Raw genomic sequence first — 21,372 nt, 5'->3', positions numbered from 1 at the left:
TTGGTTTTTTTCTTTGAAGACATTTGATCATTTGACCGTTGTCGGTCTGCGCGAGTGGGTGGCGCTCCCGGGTTTGGGAGTTGCGGGCCTGCGCGCAAAAATCGACACCGGCGCCAGCACCTCCAGCCTGCACGCCACCGACATCGAACCGTTCGAACGCGACGGCGAGAAATGGGTGCGCTTCACTGCGCATCTCGGCACCGTGGTGCAGTTGCGTCACCGGCGCTGTGAAGCACCGCTGGTCACGCGCAAAACCATCAAAAGCTCCAACGGCCATGCGCAAGTGCGCTATGTGATCAGCACCACGCTGGCCCTGGGTGATCGGGTCTGGCCGGTGGAGTTCACCCTGGCCTGCCGCAAGTCCATGCGCTACCGCCTGTTGCTCGGTTCCAAAGCCCTGATCGATGGCCAGTTGGTGGTCAATCCGGGCATCAAATATGTACAAGACAAGCCGGTGTTCCCGGTATCTACCTCCTCCACAGGTGTTGCATGAAGATCGCTGTGCTGTCGCGTAATCCGCGTCTGTATTCCACCCGCCGTCTGGTCGAAGCCGGAATCGAGCGCGGGCATGAAATGGTGGTGATCGACACCTTGCGCGCCTACATGAACATTGCCAGCCACAAGCCGCAGATCCATTACCGCGGCAAACCGCTGGAAGGTTTTGACGCGGTGATCCCGCGGATCGGCGCATCGGTGACGTTCTACGGCTGCGCGGTGTTGCGGCAGTTCGAAATGATGGGCGTGTTCCCGCTCAACGAGTCGGTGGCAATTGCCCGCTCGCGGGACAAATTGCGTTCGCTGCAGCTGCTGTCGCGGCGCGGCATCGGTTTGCCGGTCACCGGTTTTGCCCACTCGCCGGACGATATTCCCGACCTGATCGCCATGGTCAACGGCGCACCGCTGGTGATCAAGGTGCTCGAAGGCACTCAGGGCATCGGCGTGGTGCTGTGCGAAACAGCCACGGCGGCAGAGTCTGTGATCGAAGCGTTCATGGGCCTGAAGCAGAACATCATGGTTCAGGAATACATCAAGGAAGCCGGCGGTGCGGATATCCGCTGCTTCGTGGTCGGCGACAAGGTGATCGCGGCAATGAAGCGCCAGGCCAAACCGGGCGAGTTTCGGTCCAACCTGCATCGCGGCGGCAGCGCCAGCCTGATCAAGATCACACCGGAAGAGCGCATGACCGCATTGCGCGCGGCCAAGGTCATGGGGCTGGCGGTGGCAGGTGTGGATATCCTGCGCTCGAATCACGGACCGCTGGTGATGGAAGTGAATTCGTCACCGGGACTGGAAGGCATCGAAACCACCACTGGCAAGAATGTCGCCGGAATCATCATCGAGCATCTGGAAAAGAATGGCGGGCCGAATATGACCCGCACCAAGGGCAAGGGCTAGAGAAGCAGCTGCTAGCGGCAAGCTTCAAGCGGCAAGTGAAAAGCGCTCTTGCTTGTAGCTTGCAGCTTGCAGCTGCCTCTAAACCGCATCTCGGGGCAACATCAATCCCAGCGGCAATCTCACCCGCGCCTCCAGTCCACCCCCGGACCGGTTGCGCAATTCGACATTGCCGCCATGCATCGCCGCAATCCTTTTCACGATCGCCAGCCCCAGCCCGGTGCCTTTGCCACCGCGAGCCCGATCACCTCGGGTAAACGGGTTGAAGATCGCTTCAAGCTCGGACGGATCAATTCCCGCGCCCCGGTCCATCACACTCAGAACCACATACGGCGCGCTGGTATCTCCCGATACATACGCCGCTACTTCAACGCCGGTACCGGCATGGTTCAAGGCATTGCCGATCAGGTTGTTGAGCAGGCGTTTCATCGACACGCGACGCAGCGGAAACGGCTGGATCGGTTCCAGGCGCAGGCGCACTTTCTCTTCGTTCTGGTTGTACGGCGCGGCGACTTCACGCACCAGATCGCTGAGGTCGACCTCTTCCACCGACTCGTCACGACCGTCGCGAATGAACGCGAGGAACTGGTCGAGAATCGCGTCCATGTCCTCGATGTCGCGGACCATGTCGTCGGTGAGGTCGGTGTGATCGCCCATCAGTTCCAGCGACAGGCGCAAGCGCGTCAGCGGTGTGCGCAAGTCGTGGGAAACCCCCGCCAGCATCAGCTCCCGCTCGCGTCCGGCCTGTTCGACGTCCTCGGCCATCTGGTTGAAGGCGCGATAAACCTCGGTCATTTCGCTCGGCGTGTCGCTGATCGGCAAACGCACGCTGCGGCCCTGGCCGAGTTGCCGCGCGGCATACACCAGGCGCTTCAAAGGCTGGTTGAGCTGGCTGACGAATATCCATGCCGACGCCGTCGATAGCAGGCCGATGGCGAGGAACCAGCCGAGCACGTTCCAGATTTTCTGGCCGCGCAGCGGATGCGGATACAACGGCACTTTCAGCCAGCCATCGCCCAGGCTCGGTGCCCTCACCCACAGTGCCGGCGGCGAATGCATGCGCAAACGCACCTCGGTGTCGGCACCCAGTTCCGCCTGCATCTGACGTTGGTAGATTTCGCTGTACGGCCAGTGCTGCTCGCCTTCCGGCACACCGGCGCCGACCACACGAATCAGGGTCGCGGCATCGGCAATTTTTGCGCGGTTCTCTTCGTCGGCGGCCCAATAGGCGCGCAGCGTCAGAGCGACACCATGGCTGTATTGGCGGTCCACCAGCACGTCCTCGTTCATCAACAGATAAACCAGGGTCAGCGCCTTGGAAAACAGCACGACGATCAGCACCAGCCAGAGGGTGCGGGAGAAAAAACTTTGGGGGAACCAGACGGGGGTTTTCATCTTTAACCGCTACACACTTGCAGGAGCGAGCAATGCTCGCATATTGCGGATTGCGAGTCTGTGGCAATGGCCGTGCGACCAGAGCCCTGCAGACCCGCTCCTACAAATCACCGATCACTTGGTGGCGGTGCCATCCGGTACGAACACGTAACCCACGCCCCAGACAGTCTGGATGTAGCGCGGTTTCGACGGATCGGGTTCGATCATCCGGCGCAGACGCGAGATCTGCACGTCGATGGAACGCTCCAGCGCATCCCATTCACGGCCACGGGCGAGGTTCATCAGCTTGTCGCGGGTCAGCGGCTGACGGGCGTTCATCACCAGCGCCTTGAGTACCGCGAACTCACCGGTGGTGAGCATGTGCACTTCATCGCCACGCTTGAGCTCGCGGGTCGCCAGCGACAACACGTAATCACCGAAGGTGACGTTTTCGTCTTCACTGCCCGGTGCGCCCGGAACCGGTGCGGCCTGACGGCGCAACACCGCTTTGACCCGCGCCATCAGCTCGTCGGGGTTGAACGGTTTGGCCAGGTAATCGTCGGCGCCCAGTTCAAGGCCCTTGATACGGCTCAGCTCATCGCCCTTGGCGGTGAGCATGATGATCGGAATCTGGTTGTTCGCGCTGCGCAGGCGGCGGCACGCGGTCAGGCCGTCTTCGCCCGGCAGCATCAGGTCGAGAACGACCAGATTGAACACTTCACGCGCCAGCAGACGGTCCATCTGCTCGGTGTTCGGAACGGTACGGGCACGGTAGCCCTTGCTGACGAAGAAACGCTCCAGCAGGCTGCTCAGCCCCGGATCGTCATCAACGATTAGAATTTTTTCGCCTTCAGCCGTTTGTGCAGTGCTGCTCATTGGATGCTCCTTTTAGCTCGGCGCGCATTATGGCGTAGCTGTCGTTATACGCACCGTGTGCATTGTTAGCAGATTTTTCCTTCACTGCCAGAAAACCGGGGTTTATGCCTACAGCCTGCAACGCCCCCGAATGACAGAACGCTGGTTATAATGCGCGGCGTTTTGCGCCAGGCAACGTCTGAATCGTTACCGTAAGTGGCCGGTATTTTTTCCGGCCCTGTGCAGTAACTGTTCGATTTCACGGGTCAATGGGCAGCTTCTTGATCCAGGCAGCGGCAATTTTCCAGCCGCTCAATCAGCCTCCAGGCCATTATCTGCGTGCCTGCGAGCCTGCTTTCATACTATGTCAGGTGGTTTTATGGACAGCATCAACAGCCGCATCGCCGAGGAACTCGGCGTACGCCCACAACAGGTCGAAGCGGCCGTCGCGCTACTCGATGAAGGTTCTACCGTCCCCTTTATCGCCCGTTACCGGAAAGAAGTCACCGGCAGCCTCGATGACACCCAGTTGCGTCATCTGGAAGAGCGCCTGCGCTACCTGCGAGAACTCGACGAACGGCGCATCAGCATCCTCGCCAGCATCGAGGAGCAAGGCAAACTCACCCCTGCCCTTGAGCGCGACATCAAGCTCGCCGACACCAAGACCCGTCTCGAAGACTTGTACCTGCCGTACAAGCAGAAGCGCCGCACCAAGGGCCAGATCGCCCTCGAAGCCGGCCTCGGCGAACTGGCCGACGGCTTGTTCAACGACCCGAACCTGTCGCCGGAAACCGAAGCCGCGCGCTTCGTCGACGCCGAAAAAGGTGTAGCCGACGTCAAGGCTGCGCTGGAAGGCGCCAAATACATTCTCATGGAGCGCTTCGCCGAAGACGCCAGCCTGCTGGAAAAGCTGCGTAATTTCCTCAAACAGGAAGCGATCCTCAGTGCCCGGGTCATCGCCGGCAAGGAAGAGGAAGGCGCCAAGTTCCGTGATTACTTCGAACACGACGAGCCGCTGAAAAGCATGCCATCGCACCGTGCCCTGGCGATTTTCCGTGGCCGCAACGAAGGCATTCTCAGCTCCGCGCTGAAAGTCGGCGACGAACTGCCCGGCACGATGCACCCGTGCGAAGGCATGATCGCTCAGCAGTTCGGCATCCAGAACCAGAACCGCCCGGCGGACAAATGGCTCGGTGAAGTGGTGCGCTGGACCTGGAAGGTCAAGCTCTACACCCACCTGGAAACCGACCTGCTTGGCGAGCTGCGCGACGGTGCCGAAACCGAAGCGATCAACGTGTTCGCGCACAACCTGCACGACCTGCTGTTGGCCGCTCCGGCCGGCCCGCGCGCAACCCTGGGCCTCGACCCGGGCCTGCGTACCGGCTGCAAGGTGGCCGTGGTCGACTCGACCGGCAAGCTGCTCGACCACGCCACGGTTTACCCGCACGTGCCACACAACAAGTGGGATCAGACCATCGCCATCTTGGCCGCCCTGTGTGCCAAGCACTCAGTGGACCTGATCGCCATCGGCAACGGCACTGCAAGCCGCGAGACCGACAAGCTGGCGATCGAACTGATCAAAAAATATCCAGCGATGAAAATGACCAAGGTCATGGTGTCCGAAGCCGGCGCCTCGGTGTACTCGGCTTCGGAACTGGCGGCCAAGGAATTCCCGGACCTCGATGTGTCGATCCGTGGCGCCGTGTCGATCGCCCGTCGCCTGCAGGATCCGCTGGCCGAGCTGGTGAAGATCGATCCGAAATCCATCGGTGTCGGCCAATACCAGCACGACGTCTCGCAGCTGAAACTGGCGCGCGGTCTGGATGCCGTGGTCGAGGATTGCGTGAACGCCGTGGGCGTGGATGTGAACACCGCCTCCGTGGCCTTGCTGGCACGGATTTCCGGCCTCAATGCGACGCTGGCGCAGAACATCGTCGCTCACCGTGACGAACACGGCGCGTTCAAGACCCGTGCAGCGCTGAAGAAAGTCGCGCGTCTGGGCGAAAAAACCTTCGAACAGGCCGCCGGTTTCTTGCGCGTGATGAACGGCGACAACCCGCTGGATTCGTCGGCGGTTCACCCGGAAGCCTATCCGCTGGTGCAGCGCATTGCCGCTGAAACCGACCGCGACATTCGCTCGCTGATCGGCGATGCCGCGTTTCTCAAGCGTCTGGATCCGAAGAAATTCACCGACGAAACCTTCGGTCTGCCGACCGTCACCGACATCCTGCAAGAACTGGAAAAACCTGGTCGCGATCCGCGTCCGGAGTTCAAGACCGCCGAGTTCCAGGAAGGCGTCGAGGACCTCAAGGATCTGCAACTGGGGATGATCCTTGAAGGCGTGGTGACCAACGTTACCGCGTTCGGTGCGTTCGTCGACATCGGCGTGCATCAGGATGGTCTGGTGCACATCTCGGCGCTGTCGGAGAAGTTCATCAAGGACCCGCGCGAAGCGGTCAAGGCCGGTGACGTGGTGAAAGTGAAGGTCATGGAAGTCGATATCCCGCGCAAACGCGTCGGCCTGTCGATGCGCATGAGCGACACTCCGGGCGAGAAGATCGATGGCGCCCGTGGCTCGCGTCCGGGCTCGGCACCGCGCCAGTCTTCGGGCAACGCGCCGCGCAAAGAAACCGCCACCGCCGCGCCGGTGAACAATGCGATGGCCTCGCTGTTCGCCAACGCCAAGCAGTTGAAGAAACGCTGATGGACATGCCGGCCGGGCTCGTCGAGAGCGCGTTTTTCAAGCTGTTGGGCTGTCGCCTGCACAGTCTCGAAACCGGGGTGGCGCAGGTCGCCTTGGCGCTTGAGCCCGAACTGCGCAACCGCGGCGGCAAACTGCACGGCGGCGCGCTGTTCAGTCTGGTCGACATTGCCATGGGCCTGGCGTGTTCCAGCAGCCATGGTTTCGATCAGCAGAGCGCGACCATCGAATGCAAGATCAACTACATCCGCGCCGTTTCCGAGGGCGAGGTGCTGTGCACGGCGCGGGTGATCCACCCGGGCCGGCGCACGCTGGTGGTCGAAGCCGAGGTGATGCAGGGCGACAAACTGGTCGCAAAAGCGCAAGGCACCTTCGCTGTCCTGTAGATGTTGCTCATCATTTTGAGTTAATTTCGGCGCAATGAATCCTGTGGAAGCGAGCCTGCTCGCGAAGACGGTGTGTCAGTCGACGGTGATATTGACTGCAACCCCCTCTTCGCGAGCAGGCTCGCTCCCACAGGGATTGTGCAGTTCTTGACTGACCGGCAAATGGCCTGCCGCTACAAACCAGGCGATAACGCCAGTTTCAACTTCACCCTTGTAGACCGTCCTGCCCACCCCCATATTGGGGCGACTGACGCGTGAAGGAATCCAAATTGAGCGAACTTCTCAACCGCCGCCTGGCTCTGCTTGGCGAGCGCGCTAACCTCTCTCTGCTCAAGCAGTGCCTGCACGGTATCGAACGTGAATGCCTGCGCGTGACCAGTGAAGGTCGCCTGGCGCAAACGCCGCACCCCGAAGCCCTGGGTTCCGCGCTGACCAACGAACAGATCACCACCGACTACTCCGAGTCGCTGCTGGAATTCATTACGCCTGCCCTGCCGGATCCTGCCGACACGCTGGCGAGCCTGGACAAGATTCATCGCTTTGCCTACAGCAAACTCGGCAACGAGTATCTGTGGAGTCCATCGATGCCGTGCCCGTTGCCGGCCGAGGAAGACATCCCGATTGCCTATTACGGCACCTCCAACATCGGTCAGCTCAAGTACGTCTATCGCAAGGGCCTGGCCCTGCGTTACGGCAAGACCATGCAGTGCATTGCCGGGATTCACTACAACTTTTCCCTGCCGGAACAGCTCTGGCCATTGCTGCGCGAGGCTGAAGGTTTCGTCGGCACCGATCGCGATTTCCAGTCGGTGTCCTACATCGCCCTGATCCGCAACTTCCGTCGCTACAGCTGGCTGCTGATGTACCTGTTCGGTGCCTCGCCGGCGCTGGACGCCGGCTTCCTGCGCGGGCGTTCGCATCAGCTCGAGCAGCTCGACCCGGACACGCTGTATCTGCCGTACGCGACCAGCCTGCGCATGAGCGATCTCGGTTATCAGAGCAACGCTCAGGCCGGCCTGACGCCGTGCTACAACGACCTGGCGAGCTACACCGACAGCCTGCGCGAAGCGGTGGCCACGCCCTACGCGCCATACGTGGAAGTCGGCACGCACAAGGATGGCGAGTGGGTGCAGCTCAACACCAACATCCTGCAGATCGAAAACGAGTACTACTCCAACATCCGCCCGAAACGCGTGACCTACACCGGCGAGCGGCCGATCCAGGCGCTGATGGCGCGCGGCATCCAGTACGTCGAAGTGCGCTGCCTGGACATCAACCCGTTCCTGCCGATGGGCATCGACCTCACCGAGTCGCGCTTCATCGACGCCTTCCTGCTGTATTGCGCGTTGAACGACAGTCCGCTGCTGACCAACACTTCGTGCGGCAACGCCACCTCGAACTTCCTCAGCGTAGTCAAGGAAGGTCGCCGTCCGGGCCTGCAATTGCAGCGTGACGGTGAGTCGGTCGAGATGAAGCAATGGGCCGCTGAACTGCTGGAACAGATTGCTCCGCTGGCGGCGATGCTCGATCAGAGCGTCGGCGGCGATGCCCACAGCAAGGCGCTGGATGCGCAACTGGCCAAGGTCAACGACCCGTCGCTGACGCCATCGGCGCAGGTGCTGGCGGCCATGGCTGAGCACAAGGAAAGCTTTGCGCAGTTCTCCCTGCGCCAGAGCCAGACTCATGCCGAGTTCTTCCGCAGCGAGCCGCTGGCAGCCGACGAGCAAGCGAAGTTTGAAGAACTGGCGCGCGCGTCGCTGGCACAGCAGACCGAGCTTGAGCAGAACGAGGTCGGCGATTTCGATGTGTTTGTCGGCGCGTATCAGGCGAGCATCCTCGCCATCAGCAATTAAAGCCGCCCCGGCCTTGATCGTTCCCACGCTCTGCGTGGGAATGCAGCCTGTGACGCTCCGCGTCACTTTTGACGCAGAGCGTCCCTTGAGGCGTTACCACGCAGAGCGTGGGAGCGATCAGTCAAAGGCTCACATCCTCGCCTGTCTTAGATTTTTCCGCTCATAAGCTCATTCGAAAAAGTTATTTATTTCGCGATTCTTAGATCATTTAGTCTCCACTCATGCCGACATTCGGTCGCCTGATCTGGAGCTCGCCCTTGAAACTGAATTTCCCGCTTCGCCTGCTCGCCGCCGCCTCGCTGGCCGCTGCAAGCTTCCTGGCCCAGGCGGCCGATCTCACCGTCGCCTACCAGACCACCGTCGACCCGGCCAAAGTCGCGCAGGCCGACGGCGCTTACGAGAAAGCCACCAAGGCTGACATCAGTTGGCGCAAATTTGATAACGGTGCCGACATCATTGCCGCCATCGCGTCCGGCGATGTGCAGATCGGCTATCTCGGTTCGAGTCCGTTGACCGCCGCGATCACCCGCAAAGTGCCGGTCGAAACCTTCCTCATCGCCACGCAGATCGGCGCCGCTGAAGCACTGGTCGCGCGCGATGGTTCCGGCATCAAGACTCCGCAGGATCTGATCGGCAAGAAAATCGCCGTGCCGTTTGTGTCCACCGGGCACTACAGCCTGCTCGCCGCGCTCAAGCACTGGAACATCGACCCGTCGAAAGTCACCGTGCTCAACCTCGCGCCGCCAGCCATCATCGCGGCGTGGAAACGCGGCGACATCGACGCCACTTACGTGTGGGATCCGGCACTGGGCGTGGCCAAGGAAAACGGCAAAGTGCTGATCACCTCCGGCGAGTTGGCCAAGTTCGGCGCACCGACCTTCGACGCGTGGATCGTGCGCAAGGACTTCGCCGAGAAGCACCCGGAAATCGTCACCGCATTCGCCAAGGTCACCCTCGACGCCTACGCCGATTACCGCAAGGATCCGCAGGCCTGGCTGGCCAACCAGAGCAACGTCGACAAACTGGTCAAACTTTCCGGCGCCAAGGCCAGCGACATTCCATTGCTGCTGCAGGGCAACGTCTACCCACTGGCGGCGGATCAGGTCAGTGACCTCGGCGCGCCGACCACCAAAGCCATCACTGACACCGCCGCGTTCCTCAAGGAGCAAGGCAAGGTCGAAGCCGTCCTGCCGGACTACGCGCCTTACGTCAGCGCCAAATACATCACCAACTGATCGGGAGATACAGCGATGGCCTTGCTACAGCTGGAGCGCATCAGCGCACAGTACCCGGGCAGCCCGGAGCCGGTGCTGGCGGATATTTCTCTGACCCTGGGGCCGCAGCAATTGCTGGTCGCCCTCGGCCCGTCCGGCAGTGGCAAGACTTCGCTGTTGAACCTGATTGCCGGCTTCGTCGAACCGAGTGCCGGGCGCATCACCCTAGACGGCGTGCCGGTCAAAGGCCCGAGCGCCGAACGTGGCGTGGTGTTTCAGGACGACGCTTTACTGCCTTGGCAGGACGTGCTGGCCAACGTCGCCTTCGGCCTCGAACTGGCCGATGTCGGCAAGGACAAGCGGGAAAAAATCGCCCGTGAAATGCTCGCGCTGGTCGATCTCGCCGGCTTCGAAGACCGGCGCATCTGGCAATTGTCCGGTGGTCAGAAACAACGCGTCGGCCTCGCCCGTGCCCTCGCCGCCGACCCGCGCGTGCTGCTGATGGACGAGCCTTTCGGCGCCCTCGACGCGTTCACTCGCGAACAGATGCAGGAGCTCTTGCTGCAAGTCTGGCAGCGCACTGCCAAACCGGTTTTCCTGATTACCCACGACATTGAAGAAGCGGTGTTCCTCGCCACGGACCTGATTCTGCTCGCACCGAATCCGGGGCAGATCGTCGAGCGCCTGCAATTGGATTTTGGTCAGCGTTATGCCGCTGGCGAGTCGGCCCGCGCGATCAAGTCCGATCCGCGTTTTATCGAAACCCGCGAGCACGTGCTGAGCAAAGTCTTCTCGCAACGCAGCGCCGTACCCCGGCAGGAGCGCGCATGAGCAGTTACGACGTTTCCGCTGCGGCGGTGAAAACACCTTCGGTGAGCATCCAGGTGCGTCGCAGCCTCAGCACTCGCTGGATCAGCCTGCTGACCATGTTCGGCCTGTTGGCGGTCTGGTGGGCGGTGACCGCTACCGGACTGATCGAACCGCTGTTCCTGCCGCCACCCTCTGCCGTCCTGCAAAAGGGCTGGTTGCTGGCGACCTCAGGGTACATGGATTCGACGCTGTGGCAGCACCTCGGTGCCAGCCTCAGCCGCATCGGTCTGGGTCTCGCTTTTGCGATTCTCACCGCCGTGCCGGTGGGCATTGCCATCGGCGCCAACCGCATCGCCCGTGGCGTGCTCGATCCGCTGATCGAGTTCTACCGCCCGATCCCGCCGCTAGCGTATTTGCCGCTGATCGTGATCTGGTGCGGCATCGGTGAGTTGTCGAAAGTGCTGCTGATCTATCTGGCGATTTTCGCCCCGATTGCCATTGCCACCGCGACTGGCGTGCGTACCGTCGACCCAGCAAAACTGCGCGCGGCGCAGTCGTTGGGCGCGACGCGCGTGCAGTTGATTCGCCATGTGATTCTGCCCAGTGCCCTGCCGGACATTCTCACTGGCGTACGCATTGGCCTGGGGGTTGGCTGGTCGACCCTGGTCGCCGCTGAACTGATCGCGGCCACCAGTGGCCTGGGTTTCATGGTGCAGTCGGCTGCGCAATTCCTGGTCACCGATGTCGTGGTGCTGGGGATTCTGGTCATCGCCCTGATCGCCTTCGCCATGGAAATGGGCCTGCGCGCATTGCAGCGCAGACTGGTGCCATGGCACGGCCAGGCGCACTAAATCGCCTTGTGAAAATTCCCCTGTGGGAGCGAGCCTGCTCGCGAAAGCGTCAGATCAGTCACTGCACTGTCGCCTGACACTCTGCGTTCGCGAGCAGGCTCGCTCCCACAAAAGCATGACACTCCGAATTCGAAGAGAACGACCATGAGCACCCTCGACATCACCCCGTTAAGCTCGGCCCTCGGCGCGCAGATCAGTGGCGTCGACATCAGCCAGCCGCTGAGCCTGGAACACCGCGACGCCATCGAACAGGCGCTGCTCAAATATCAGGTGCTGTTCTTCCGCAACCAGCCGATCGAGCCGGCACAGCAGGCACGTTTCGCGCATTATTTCGGCGACCTGCACATTCATCCGATCTACCCGAACGTGCCGGAACAACCGGAAGTGCTGATCCTCGACACCGCCGTCACCGACGTGCGCGATAACGCGATCTGGCACACCGACGTGACCTTCCTGCCGACGCCGGCGATGGGCGCAGTGCTCAGCGCCAAGTTGCTGCCGGAGTTCGGTGGCGACACGTTGTGGGCCAGCGGAATCGCGGCATATGAAGCGTTGTCGGCGCCGATGAAAAACCTGCTCGAAGGTCTGACGGCCACCCACGATTTCACCCGATCGTTTCCGCTGGAGCGCTACGGCAACACGCCTGAGGCGCTGGCGCAGTGGGAAGAAGCGCGGCGCAAGAATCCGCCGCTGTCGCACCCGGTGATTCGTACGCATCCGGTGAGCGGCCGGCGCTCACTGTTCGTCAATGAAGGGTTTACCTCGAAGATCAACGAGCTGTCCGAAACCGAGAGTGAGGCGATTCTGAAGTTTCTGTTCGCCCACGCGACACGGCCGGAATTCACCATTCGCTGGCGCTGGCAGAAGGACGACATCGCTTTCTGGGACAACCGCGTGACGCAGCATTACGCGGTGGACGATTACCGCCCGGCGCGGCGGGTGATGCAGCGGGCGACGGTGTTGGGGGATGTGCCGTTTTTCAAGTGATAGCTGATGATCGTTCCCTCGCTCTGCGTGGGAATGCATCAACGGACGCTCCGCGTTCGGCTTTAGATGGGACGCAGAGCGTCCCGGGCGGCATTCCCACGCAGAGCGTGGGAACGATCCTCTCAGCGGCTTATTCGGCTGTCGAAGGCTTCTCCCACAGATTGATCCCGCCCTCCTGGGCAAACCGGTCAATCTCCGCCAGCTCTTCAGCACTGAAATGCAGATTCTTCAGCGCACCGACGTTCTCGATGATCTGCTCCGGCCGGCTCGCGCCGATCAGTGCCGAGGTCACTCGTGGATCACGCAGGGTCCACGCCAGTGCCAGTTGCGCCAGGCTCTGCCCGCGACGCTGGGCGATCTCGTTCAACGCTCGCACGTGAGCGATGTTGGCCTCGGACAAGTGCGAAGCCTGCAGCGAGCCGCCGCCCGGGCGATTGACTCGCGCATCGGCCGGCACGCCGTTGAGGTATTTGTCGGTGAGCAAGCCCTGCGCCAGCGGCGTGAAGGCGATAACGCCCGTGCCGAGTTCATCGGTGGTGTCGAGCAGATCCTTTTCCACCCAGCGATTGAGCAGGTTGTACGCCGGCTGATGAATCAGCAGCGGCACTTTCCACTCTTTCAGCAGCGCGGCCATTTCTCGGGTTTTCACCCCGGAGTAGGACGAGATGCCGATGTACAAAGCCTTGCCCTGCTGCACAGCGGTGGCGAGGGCGCTGGCGGTTTCCTCCAGCGGGGTGTCCGGGTCGAAGCGGTGCGAGTAGAAGATGTCCACATAGTCCAGGCCGAGGCGTTGCAGGCTCTGGTCGAGGCTGGCCAGCACGTATTTGCGCGAACCGCCGCCCTGACCATACGGGCCGGGCCACATGTCCCAACCGGCCTTGCTCGAGATGATCAGCTCGTCGCGATACTGCTTGAAGTCTTCGCGCAGCAGGCGACCGAAATTGATCTCGGCGCTGCCATAGGGCGGGCCGTAGTTGTTGGCCAGATCGAAATGGTTGATGCCCAGATCGAACGCGGTGCGCAGCAAGGCACGCTGGGTCTCGATCGGTGTGCTGTCGCCAAAGTTGTGCCACAGGCCCAGCGACAAGGCCGGCAGCACCAGACCGCTGCGGCCGACGCGGCGGTAGGGAATGGAGTCGTAGCGATTTTCGGCAGCGGTGTAAGTCATCGAATCCTCTCTTGTCTGTCTTTTAGTCATCTGCAACCGGACACCTTTGTGGCGAGGGGATTTATCCCCGATGGGTGGCGAAGCCGCCCCAAAACCTGAAACCTCGGTAAATCAGGTGTACCGAGTGCGCTGGTTTTACGACTGCTTCGCAGCCGAACGGGGATGAATCCCCTCACCACAAAAGCCCCATCAATCATGCAAAGCGATTTGCAGGTCGAACCAGCCCCAGGTTCTGCCGCAACGTCCGGTCTTCATATCCAGCTCTGAACAACCCGCCCAGCATACGCCCAAGCAGCGCGACGCCGACCTCGGGTTCGACCAATTGCTGAAACGTTTCACATTTTTTCCTGGGCTTCAGCCTCGCTGGATTGGCGATGCTCAAAGTGACACCGAGTTGGCCCCTTCGCGAGCAGGCTCGCTCCCACAGAGTTCTCCTGTGAACATGAAATTCATGTCCACCCGAGATCCATTGTGGGAGCGAGCCTGCTCGCGAAGGCGGCCGAGCAGGCAACACCCATTCACCAGGCCAAAACTGCCATGCACATCACCATCATCACTTTCTCCGGCCTGGTCCTGCTCGCACTGATGCTTTACATCGGCGACCCCATTGGCTTCAGCCGCCAGACCATGGCCTACCGCTTCGCAGCGCTATGGCTTGCGACGACCCTGATCAATGGCGCAGTCGGCGTAGTTCATGCGGGCGGCCGCTGGGTTCGGAAATAGCGCTTGGCAGCGCGGTATTCGGCATGCCGGCAGCAGCAATGGTATTGTTCATGCTGCTGAGCGCCGAGTCCCGAGCAGACCCGGCGCTCAGCCGTCGATCAACGCACCAGATGCAGGAACTGCATGTGCCGTTCGTACTGGTCGAGGATGTCGTTGATGATCTGCTCTTTGGTGTAACCGACCAGATCGTAGTCCTGACTGCCCTCGCTCAAGTGCACTTCGGCGCGGTAGTAGCGGCGATTATTGAGTTGCTTGGAACCCATGCCGCCGCGCGCGAACGATGGCGTGAAGTAGCCGCGCATCTGCACCTGATAGATGAACGGATGCTGCTCACCATGGCCGATTTCCAGGCTGACGTTGTCATGCGCCGGATCCGGCTGGGTGACGACGTGCAGACCTTTTTCGACGAACACGGCGGTCACTTCTTCGATCGCCGGGCGGACGGTGCTTTCCATGAAGCGGTACACCTCGTCGCGGGACGGGAAGTGCACGGCCTGACTCAGACGCTGACGCCAGCCACCGGTGCCACGCCGCGAACCGGAGACCGGCGCCAGCGAATGCAACTGCGCAATCTGCTTCTGCGATTCCAGATAGAACGCCTTGTGCAGGCCCCACATCATCAGCAGCAGAATCAACGAGAACGGCAATGAGGTCAGCACCACCGCTGACTTCAGCGCATCAATGCTGCCGGAGAACAGCAGCGCGCTGGTGATCAGCGCGGTCATCGCACCCCAGAACACCCGCAGCCATTTCGGCCCGTCTTCATCCGGGTTGCCGCCCTTCGCCGACAGGGTCGAGAGCACCACGGTGCCGGAATCCGCAGACGTCACGAAGAACACGAAGCTGATGAACACCGTCACGGCGATGACGGTCTTGCTCCACGGATAGGTTTCCAGCAGCAGATAAATGCTCATCGACGGATTGTCGATGGCCGACATGCCCAGCGCACTCATGCCGTGATTGAGCACTTGATCCAGGGCGCTGTTGCCGAAGATCGACATCCACGCCAGGGTGAAACCGAGCGGAATCAACAGCACGCCGAAGACGAATTCACGGATGGTGCGGCCACGGGAGATCCGCGCGATGAACAGACCCACGAACGGCGACCATGCAATCCACCAGGCCCAGTAGAACACTGTCCAGCCACCCAGCCAGTCACTCGGTTTGTCATAGGCGTAGAGGTCAAAACTCTTCATCGGCAAAGCGCCGAGGTAGTCGCCGACGTTCTGGATCAGCGTGTTGAGCAGGTGCTGAGTCGGCCCGGCAAACAATACGAACAGCAGCAGCCCGCAGGCCAGCAGCATGTTGATGTCCGACATCACCCGCACGCCTTTGTCGACGCCGGAGACGGCCACAATGATCGCCGCACCCATCATCAGCGTGATCAGGCCGACCTGAATCCACTGGGTGTGGGCGATGCCGAACAGATAATCCAGACCGGAATTCAGATGCAACACGCCGAAGCCCATGTCGGCACCAAGGCCGAACACCGTGGCGATGATGCCGAAGCCGTCCACCGCATAGCCGATCGGGCCGTTGATGCGTTTGCCGATCAGCGGATACAGCGCCGAACGCAGGGCCAGCGGCAGATTGTGCCGATAGGCGAAATAGGCCAGCGCCATGCCGACGAAGGCAAATACGCCCCAGCCATGCAGGCCCCAATGCAGGAACAGGATCTGCATCGCCTGGCGCGCCGCATCCGCCGTGCCCGCGTCGCCTTGCGGTGGCTGGAGCATATGGGTCAGCGGTTCGGAGACGCAGAAGAAGAACAGCGTGATGCTGATCCCAGCGGCGAACAGCATGCCGGCCCAGGACAGGTAACTGAATTCGGGTTCGTCGTGGTCGGCACCGAGTTTTATCTTGCCGTAGCCGGATAAGGCGGTGACCACCACGAAGACCAGATACAGGGTCATCGCGAGCATGTAGTACCAGCCGACCGTGTTGGCCGCCCAGTTTTGCGCTTCCAGCAACCAGGCGCCGGCCTGCTCGGGGATGGCGATGACGACAAGACCAAACAGCAGAATGACCGTCGCGGCGAAGTAGAACACCGGCGGATTCATGCGCACCAGACCGCTGGCGGGGGTAGACGATGCACTCATGAAAGGTGCACCTCGAAGGGTTGAAACGTGGCTGAAATGATCGGACTCAGCAAAGGCAAGCCTCCTGTTGTGAGCGGGCAGCGAACCACCGGTTTAACTTGAATGAACGTTCAAGTTAAACATGAATGGGGTGGTAAGGACTAATCGCAGGGCTGGGCGGTAGGTTTCCTACAGCGCCCAAAGAGGGGTATGACGCGGGTTTGGAGGGATTCGTTCACTGATGAATTGGCTGAAGGCCATTACTTCGATCCAGCCTGCTCGCGAAGAGATCCGATACAACAACACAGACTCAACACCTACTTCTGCGTCCCGTCATCATGCTGCAGATTCGCCTGCGTCAGATTCGCCCCCGCCGGCACACTGCGCGTCAGCCAGACGTTGCCGCCAATGGTCGAGCCCTTGCCGATGGTGATCCGTCCGAGAATCGTCGCCCCGGCATAAATCACAACGTCATCCTCAACGATCGGATGGCGCGGGTGGCCCTTCTGCAATTGGCCGTCCTCATCCGCCGGAAAGCGCTTGGCACCCAAAGTCACCGCCTGATAAATGCGCACCCGCTCGCCAATGATCGCGGTTTCGCCAATCACTACACCGGTGCCGTGATCGATAAAGAAACTGCGGCCGATCTGCGCGCCCGGGTGAATATCGATGCCGGTCGCCGAGTGCGCGATTTCCGCGCTGATCCGCGCCAGCAGCGGCAGCCCGGCACGGTATAAATGGTGCGCCAGGCGATGGTGAATCACCGCAAGAATGCCCGGATAGCACAGCAGCACTTCATCAACGCTGCGTGCCGCCGGGTCGCCGTGATAGGCCGCCAGCACATCGGTGTCGAGCAGCGTGCGCAGGCCCGGCAAGGCCAAGGCGAAATCCTGCACGATCTGGATGGCGCGGGTCTCGACTTCACTGTCGTCCTGCGCGCTGTGGCGGGCAACGTAACGCAACTCCAGGCGCGTCTGCGCCAGCAATGCATTCAGCGCTACATCAAGCGTGTGGCCGACGTAGAAGTCTTCACTTTCTTCACGCAGATCGACCGGCCCCAGACGCATCGGGAACAGCGCACCACACAGCGCCTCGAGGATTTCCGCCATCGCCGCACGCGACGGCAACTCGCGCCCACCCTGCTCCCCTGAAGCGCGACCGTTCTGTGCGCGCCACTGATCCCGCGCGCTGCGCAGCTGGCTGACGATGGTCTGCAATTGCCAATGGCTGGAACGCTCGCTCACGGTAAAGACTCCTCACGGGCGGCCGGACTGTCTGGCCGCGTCATCGGCGCCTACTTTACGGCATGGCTTTGCCGACGAATTAAGAACCGATAGTGCTGGCCTCAGTCCATTTGGCTATAAGCGATTGGCGGTTGCCCGGGCAAAATCGCGTGCCTATAGTCCTTTCATTCTTCTGCGCCAGTACGGACTCATGATCAAACAACAGCTGCAACGTTTCCCCCGTCTCGAACTGCTGAGCCACCCCACGCCGCTGGAAAAACTCGAACGCCTGTCCACCTGGCTTGGTCGCGAGGTGTACATCAAGCGCGATGACCTGACGCCGCTGGCGATGGGCGGCAACAAGCTGCGCAAACTCGAATACCTGGCCGCCGACGCGCTCGCGCAAGGTGCTGACACGCTGATCACTGCCGGTGCGCTGCAATCGAACCACGTGCGCCAGACCGCCGCGCTGGCGGCGAAACTCGGCCTCGGTTGTGTGGCGCTGCTGGAAAACCCGCTCGGCACTGATGATGGAAATTACACCGGCAACGGCAACCGCTTACTGCTGGATCTGTTCGACACCAAAGTCGAGCTGGTCGACAACCTCGACAATGCCGACGAACAACTGGCCGCCCTCGCCGTGCGCCTGCGCAGCAACGGCAAGAAGCCGTATCTGGTGCCGATTGGCGGCTCCAACGCGCTCGGCGCCCTGGGCTATGTGCGCGCCGGGCTGGAGCTGGCCGAGCAGATCAAGGACAGCGGCCTCGATTTCGCCGCAGTGGTGCTGGCGTCGGGCAGTGCCGGTACTCACAGTGGCCTCGGACTGGCGCTGAGTGAGGCGCTGCCGCAACTGCCGGTGATTGGCGTGACCGTTTCGCGCAGTGAAGAAGATCAGCGGCCGAAGGTGCAGGGTTTGGCCGAACGCACCGGTGAGCTGCTGGGCGTCGAGTTGCCGGCCAGCTTCAAGGTCGAGCTGTGGGACGAATATTTCGGCCCACGTTATGGCGAACCGAATGCCGGTACTTTGGCGGCGGTGAAACTGTTGGCGGCTCAGGAAGGTCTGTTGCTTGACCCGGTATACACCGGCAAGGCCATGGCCGGCCTGTTAGACGGGATTGGCCGGCAACAACTCGATGACGGCCCGATCATCTTCCTGCACACCGGGGGCGCGCCAGCGTTGTTTGCCTACAAGGATTTTCTGTAAGAGCAGATCAAGAGATGGTGATTGTTCCGCACGCAGAGCGTGGGAATGATCTTATGCAGAAAGCGAATATCAAAATTGATATTAAGTATTTTCAAGTCTAACGATCACATCTTATAGTCTCGCCGCAGGCGAATTTCGGGCGAGACGCTTAAGCTGCTTTAAGGCAGGATAGCGCTGTCGTTCAAATCACCAATTTGCCTACATTCCTTAAGCGTCTTCCATAAGAAAACACAGGGGCTTGTCATGAATTTTTCCGCACTACGTCGCACTCTGCTGGTCGGTTCGCTGGGTCTCGCGCTCAGCGCTGGCCTGATCGGTCAGGCAGTGGCCGGTGAGCAGTTGCAACAGATCAAGGACAAGGGCGTTCTCAATGTCGGCCTGGAAGGCACTTACCCACCGTTCAGCTACGTCGACGAGAACGGCAAGCTGTCGGGTTTTGAAGTGGAGCTGTCCGAAGCGCTGGCGCAAAAACTCGGCGTCAAGGCCAAGATCCAGCCGACCAAATGGGACGGCATCCTCGCCGCGCTGGAATCGAAGCGTCTGGATCTGGTGGTCAACCAAGTGACCATCTCCGACGAGCGCAAGAAGAAGTATGACTTCTCCGAACCGTACACCGTGTCCGGCATCCAGGCCCTCGTGCTGAAAAGCAAAGAGTCGGCGCTGAACATCAAGACCGCCGCTGACCTGTCCGGCAAGAAAGTCGGTGTCGGCCTGGGCACCAACTACGAGCAGTGGGTTCGCGCCAACGTGCCGGGTGCTGACGTGCGCACCTACGATGATGATCCGACCAAGTTCGCCGACCTCAACAACGGTCGTACCGATGCCATCCTGATCGACCGTCTGGCTGCCCTCGAATACGCCAAGAAAGCCCCGAAAACCGTAGCTGCCGGTGAGGCCTTCTCGCGTCAGGAATCCGGTATCGCCCTGCGCAAAGGCGAGCCTGAACTGCTGGCTGCGGTGAACAAGGCGCTCGACGAACTGCGTGCTGACGGCACTCTCGAGAAACTGTCGAAGAAATACTTCAACGCAGACGTCACTAAATAATGGAAGAGGCTTTCCAACTCGCGCTGGATTCCGCGCCCTTTCTGTTGAAGGGCGCGTACTACACGGTAGTCCTCAGCCTCGGCGGGATGTTCTTCGGTCTGCTGCTGGGCTTCGGCCTCGCGCTGATGCGCCTGTCGCGCTTCAAATCGGTCAGTTGGCTGGCCCGCATCTACGTGTCGTTCTTTCGCGGTACGCCGTTGCTGGTGCAGTTGTTCGTGATCTATTACGGCTTGCCGCAACTGGGCATGGAGCTTGATCCGCTGCCGGCAGCGCTGATCGGATTCTCGCTGAACATGGCCGCCTACGCCTGTGAAATCCTGCGTGCCGCGATCGGTTCGATCGAACGCGGTCAGTGGGAAGCCGCTGCGAGTATCGGCATGACCCGCGCGCAGACCCTGCGCCGGGCCATCCTGCCGCAAGCGATGCGCACGGCATTGCCGCCGCTGGGCAACAGCTTCATTTCCCTGGTCAAGGACACGGCGCTGGCCGCGACCATTCAGGTGCCGGAGCTGTTCCGTCAGGCGCAGCTGATTACCGCCCGGACTTTTGAAGTCTTCACCATGTATCTTGCCGCCGCGCTGATCTACTGGATTCTGGCCACGGTGCTTTCGCACTTGCAGAACAAGTTGGAAGAGCGGGTCAATCGGCACGACCAGGAGTCCTGACGCGATGATTGTCGTGGAAAAACTGACCAAGCAATTCAAGGGTCAGGTCGTGCTAAACGGCATCGACCTTGAGGTAAAGGAAGGCGAAGTCGTCGCGATCATCGGCCCCAGTGGTTCGGGGAAAACGACGTTCCTGCGCTGCCTGAATTTCCTCGAAGAACCCACCAGCGGCCGGATCAAGGTCGGCGATATCGAAATCGATACCAGCCGCCCGCTGAACCAGCAGCAAAGTCTGGTGCGCAACCTGCGCCAGCACGTCGGCTTCGTGTTCCAGAACTTCAACCTGTTCCCCCATCGCACCGCCCTGGAAAACGTCATTGAAGGCCCGATCGTGGTCAAGAAGATGCCGCGCGACCAGGCAGTTGCTCTGGGTAAAAAGCTGCTGACCAAAGTGGGGCTTGCCGGCAAGGAGGACGCGTATCCGCGTCGTCTGTCCGGTGGCCAGCAACAGCGCGTGGCAATCGCTCGGGCGCTGGCGATGGAGCCGGAAGTCATTCTGTTCGACGAACCGACCTCCGCCCTCGACCCGGAACTGGTCGGCGAAGTGCTGGCGACCATTCGCGGTCTTGCCGAAGAAAATCGCACCATGGTGATTGTCACTCATGAAATGGGGTTTGCCCGTGACGTGGCCAATCGCGTGGTGTTTTTCGACAAGGGCGTAATTGTTGAACAGGGTGAAGCCAAGGCACTGTTTGCCAACCCGAAAGAAGAACGCACCAAACAGTTTCTCAGCAAGTTTCTGAATCACGCCTGAGAACTTTCTCTGCCACAGCCCTCAACTTCCACGGACGGAAGTTATCCCTCCCCGGCATTTCATTCTTCTGAACATTTATTACTTGTGCGC

At 60.9% G+C, this 21,372-nt stretch carries 18 protein-coding genes and 1 pseudogene; 14 read left to right on the top strand and 5 right to left on the bottom strand.

The genetic code is table 11. The features are described from left to right. The first annotated feature begins 13 nt into the window (after window positions 1–13). Together rimB and rimK are read left to right on the top strand one after the other, a co-directional pair. A complete protein-coding gene (rimB, locus tag BXA01_RS17310) occupies window positions 14–493 on the top strand; it encodes a retropepsin-like aspartic endopeptidase RimB (RefSeq protein WP_016772184.1) in 480 nt (159 codons plus the stop codon). Further along, window positions 490–1,395, top strand: a complete 906-nt coding sequence (rimK, locus tag BXA01_RS17305) for a 30S ribosomal protein S6--L-glutamate ligase (RefSeq protein WP_024011184.1) — start codon at window positions 490–492, stop codon at window positions 1,393–1,395. Before rimB ends, rimK begins: the two co-directional genes overlap by 4 nt. Window positions 1,396–1,473: 78 nt before the next feature. Here the strand turns inward: rimK and BXA01_RS17300 are convergent, their stop codons facing one another. Together BXA01_RS17300 and ompR are read right to left on the bottom strand one after the other, a co-directional pair. Then, window positions 1,474–2,787, bottom strand: a complete 1,314-nt coding sequence (locus BXA01_RS17300) for an ATP-binding protein (protein ID WP_016770645.1) — start codon at window positions 2,785–2,787, stop codon at window positions 1,474–1,476. Window positions 2,788–2,901: 114 nt separating this feature from the next. Beyond that, window positions 2,902–3,642, bottom strand: coding sequence for an osmolarity response regulator transcription factor OmpR (gene ompR / locus BXA01_RS17295; RefSeq protein WP_016772186.1), 741 nt, complete (start codon window positions 3,640–3,642; stop codon window positions 2,902–2,904). A 358-nt stretch (window positions 3,643–4,000) separates the two neighbouring features. Between ompR and BXA01_RS17290 the strand changes: the two genes are divergently transcribed. From BXA01_RS17290 to tauD, 7 genes are all read left to right on the top strand, one after another. Further along, window positions 4,001–6,325: a Tex family protein gene (locus BXA01_RS17290; RefSeq protein ID WP_056787091.1), complete on the top strand. Its 2,325-nt coding sequence runs from the start codon at window positions 4,001–4,003 to the stop codon at window positions 6,323–6,325. Then, window positions 6,325–6,708 carry a PaaI family thioesterase gene (locus BXA01_RS17285; RefSeq protein ID WP_071174065.1) on the top strand — a complete coding sequence of 128 codons (384 nt, stop codon included), beginning with the start codon at window positions 6,325–6,327 and terminating at the stop codon, window positions 6,706–6,708. Before BXA01_RS17290 ends, BXA01_RS17285 begins: the two co-directional genes overlap by 1 nt. Before the next feature lie 269 nt (window positions 6,709–6,977). After that, window positions 6,978–8,561, top strand: coding sequence for a glutamate--cysteine ligase (gene gshA, locus BXA01_RS17280; protein ID WP_076565063.1), 1,584 nt, complete (start codon window positions 6,978–6,980; stop codon window positions 8,559–8,561). Window positions 8,562–8,818: 257 nt separating this feature from the next. After that, window positions 8,819–9,796 (top strand): taurine ABC transporter substrate-binding protein, encoded by a 978-nt coding sequence (gene tauA, locus BXA01_RS17275; RefSeq protein WP_076565061.1) that lies wholly within the window; start codon window positions 8,819–8,821, stop codon window positions 9,794–9,796. A gap of 15 nt (window positions 9,797–9,811) precedes the next feature. Next, window positions 9,812–10,606, top strand: a complete 795-nt coding sequence (tauB, locus tag BXA01_RS17270; RefSeq protein WP_076565059.1) for a taurine ABC transporter ATP-binding subunit — start codon at window positions 9,812–9,814, stop codon at window positions 10,604–10,606. Next, entirely contained in the window at window positions 10,603–11,436 is an 834-nt protein-coding gene (tauC, locus tag BXA01_RS17265; protein ID WP_076565057.1) for a taurine ABC transporter permease TauC, read from the top strand. The genes tauB and tauC overlap by 4 nt, the downstream gene beginning before the upstream one ends. Before the next feature lie 144 nt (window positions 11,437–11,580). Then, window positions 11,581–12,423, top strand: a complete 843-nt coding sequence (gene tauD / locus BXA01_RS17260) for a taurine dioxygenase (protein ID WP_076565054.1) — start codon at window positions 11,581–11,583, stop codon at window positions 12,421–12,423. 130 nt (window positions 12,424–12,553) lie between these two features. On the opposite strand, the gene mgrA is transcribed toward tauD, so the two are convergent. Beyond that, window positions 12,554–13,591: an L-glyceraldehyde 3-phosphate reductase gene (gene mgrA / locus BXA01_RS17255; protein ID WP_076565051.1), complete on the bottom strand. Its 1,038-nt coding sequence runs from the start codon at window positions 13,589–13,591 to the stop codon at window positions 12,554–12,556. Between the two features lie 537 nt (window positions 13,592–14,128). On the opposite strand from mgrA, the pseudogene BXA01_RS17250 reads away from it, so the two are divergent. Then, window positions 14,129–14,385, top strand: a pseudogene (locus tag BXA01_RS17250) (hypothetical protein); the annotation flags it as partial. A gap of 27 nt (window positions 14,386–14,412) precedes the next feature. Here the strand turns inward: BXA01_RS17250 and betT are convergent. Together betT and epsC are read right to left on the bottom strand one after the other, a co-directional pair. Beyond that, window positions 14,413–16,374, bottom strand: coding sequence for a choline transporter BetT (betT, locus tag BXA01_RS17245; RefSeq protein WP_167333564.1), 1,962 nt, complete (start codon window positions 16,372–16,374; stop codon window positions 14,413–14,415). A gap of 335 nt (window positions 16,375–16,709) precedes the next feature. Beyond that, the gene (gene epsC, locus BXA01_RS17240) at window positions 16,710–17,636 is read right to left on the bottom strand and encodes a serine O-acetyltransferase EpsC (RefSeq protein WP_024011175.1); all 927 of its coding nucleotides are present in this window, start codon (window positions 17,634–17,636) and stop codon (window positions 16,710–16,712) included. A gap of 190 nt (window positions 17,637–17,826) precedes the next feature. On the opposite strand from epsC, the gene BXA01_RS17235 reads away from it, so the two are divergent. The 4 genes from BXA01_RS17235 to tcyN all read left to right on the top strand — a co-directional run bounded on the left by BXA01_RS17235 (window position 17,827) and on the right by tcyN (window position 21,282). After that, the gene (locus tag BXA01_RS17235) at window positions 17,827–18,819 is read left to right on the top strand and encodes a D-cysteine desulfhydrase (RefSeq protein ID WP_076565049.1); all 993 of its coding nucleotides are present in this window, start codon (window positions 17,827–17,829) and stop codon (window positions 18,817–18,819) included. Between the two features lie 243 nt (window positions 18,820–19,062). Beyond that, window positions 19,063–19,863, top strand: coding sequence for a cystine ABC transporter substrate-binding protein (tcyJ, locus tag BXA01_RS17230; RefSeq protein ID WP_016772199.1), 801 nt, complete (start codon window positions 19,063–19,065; stop codon window positions 19,861–19,863). Then, on the top strand, window positions 19,863–20,528 hold the full coding sequence (gene tcyL, locus BXA01_RS17225) for a cystine ABC transporter permease (protein WP_016772200.1): 666 nt from the start codon (window positions 19,863–19,865) through the stop codon (window positions 20,526–20,528). The genes tcyJ and tcyL overlap by 1 nt, the downstream gene beginning before the upstream one ends. Window positions 20,529–20,532: 4 nt before the next feature. Next, a complete protein-coding gene (gene tcyN, locus BXA01_RS17220) occupies window positions 20,533–21,282 on the top strand; it encodes an L-cystine ABC transporter ATP-binding protein TcyN (protein WP_076565047.1) in 750 nt (249 codons plus the stop codon). Window positions 21,283–21,372: the final 90 nt, after the last annotated feature.

This window comes from Pseudomonas sp. B10, assembly GCF_900156235.1.
Taxonomy (GTDB): Bacteria; Pseudomonadota; Gammaproteobacteria; order Pseudomonadales; family Pseudomonadaceae; genus Aquipseudomonas; species Aquipseudomonas siliginis.
The sequence above is the reverse complement of the archived record's forward strand: the minus strand, read 5'-3'. Positions and strand labels throughout refer to the sequence as shown.

What these genes read in the sequence shown, in the direction of transcription:
- rimK (WP_024011184.1), top strand. Translation starts at nt 490, where the DNA reads ATGAAGATCGCTGTGCTGTCGCGTAATCCGCGTCTGTATTCCACCCGC.
- BXA01_RS17300 (WP_016770645.1), bottom strand. Translation starts at nt 2,787, where the DNA reads ATGAAAACCCCCGTCTGGTTCCCCCAAAGTTTTTTCTCCCGCACCCTC.
- ompR (WP_016772186.1), bottom strand. Translation starts at nt 3,642, where the DNA reads ATGAGCAGCACTGCACAAACGGCTGAAGGCGAAAAAATTCTAATCGTT.
- BXA01_RS17290 (WP_056787091.1), top strand. Translation starts at nt 4,001, where the DNA reads ATGGACAGCATCAACAGCCGCATCGCCGAGGAACTCGGCGTACGCCCA.
- BXA01_RS17285 (WP_071174065.1), top strand. Translation starts at nt 6,325, where the DNA reads ATGGACATGCCGGCCGGGCTCGTCGAGAGCGCGTTTTTCAAGCTGTTG.
- tauB (WP_076565059.1), top strand. Translation starts at nt 9,812, where the DNA reads ATGGCCTTGCTACAGCTGGAGCGCATCAGCGCACAGTACCCGGGCAGC.
- tauC (WP_076565057.1), top strand. Translation starts at nt 10,603, where the DNA reads ATGAGCAGTTACGACGTTTCCGCTGCGGCGGTGAAAACACCTTCGGTG.
- tauD (WP_076565054.1), top strand. Translation starts at nt 11,581, where the DNA reads ATGAGCACCCTCGACATCACCCCGTTAAGCTCGGCCCTCGGCGCGCAG.
- mgrA (WP_076565051.1), bottom strand. Translation starts at nt 13,591, where the DNA reads ATGACTTACACCGCTGCCGAAAATCGCTACGACTCCATTCCCTACCGC.
- betT (WP_167333564.1), bottom strand. Translation starts at nt 16,374, where the DNA reads ATGAATCCGCCGGTGTTCTACTTCGCCGCGACGGTCATTCTGCTGTTT.
- BXA01_RS17235 (WP_076565049.1), top strand. Translation starts at nt 17,827, where the DNA reads ATGATCAAACAACAGCTGCAACGTTTCCCCCGTCTCGAACTGCTGAGC.
- tcyJ (WP_016772199.1), top strand. Translation starts at nt 19,063, where the DNA reads ATGAATTTTTCCGCACTACGTCGCACTCTGCTGGTCGGTTCGCTGGGT.
- tcyL (WP_016772200.1), top strand. Translation starts at nt 19,863, where the DNA reads ATGGAAGAGGCTTTCCAACTCGCGCTGGATTCCGCGCCCTTTCTGTTG.
- tcyN (WP_076565047.1), top strand. Translation starts at nt 20,533, where the DNA reads ATGATTGTCGTGGAAAAACTGACCAAGCAATTCAAGGGTCAGGTCGTG.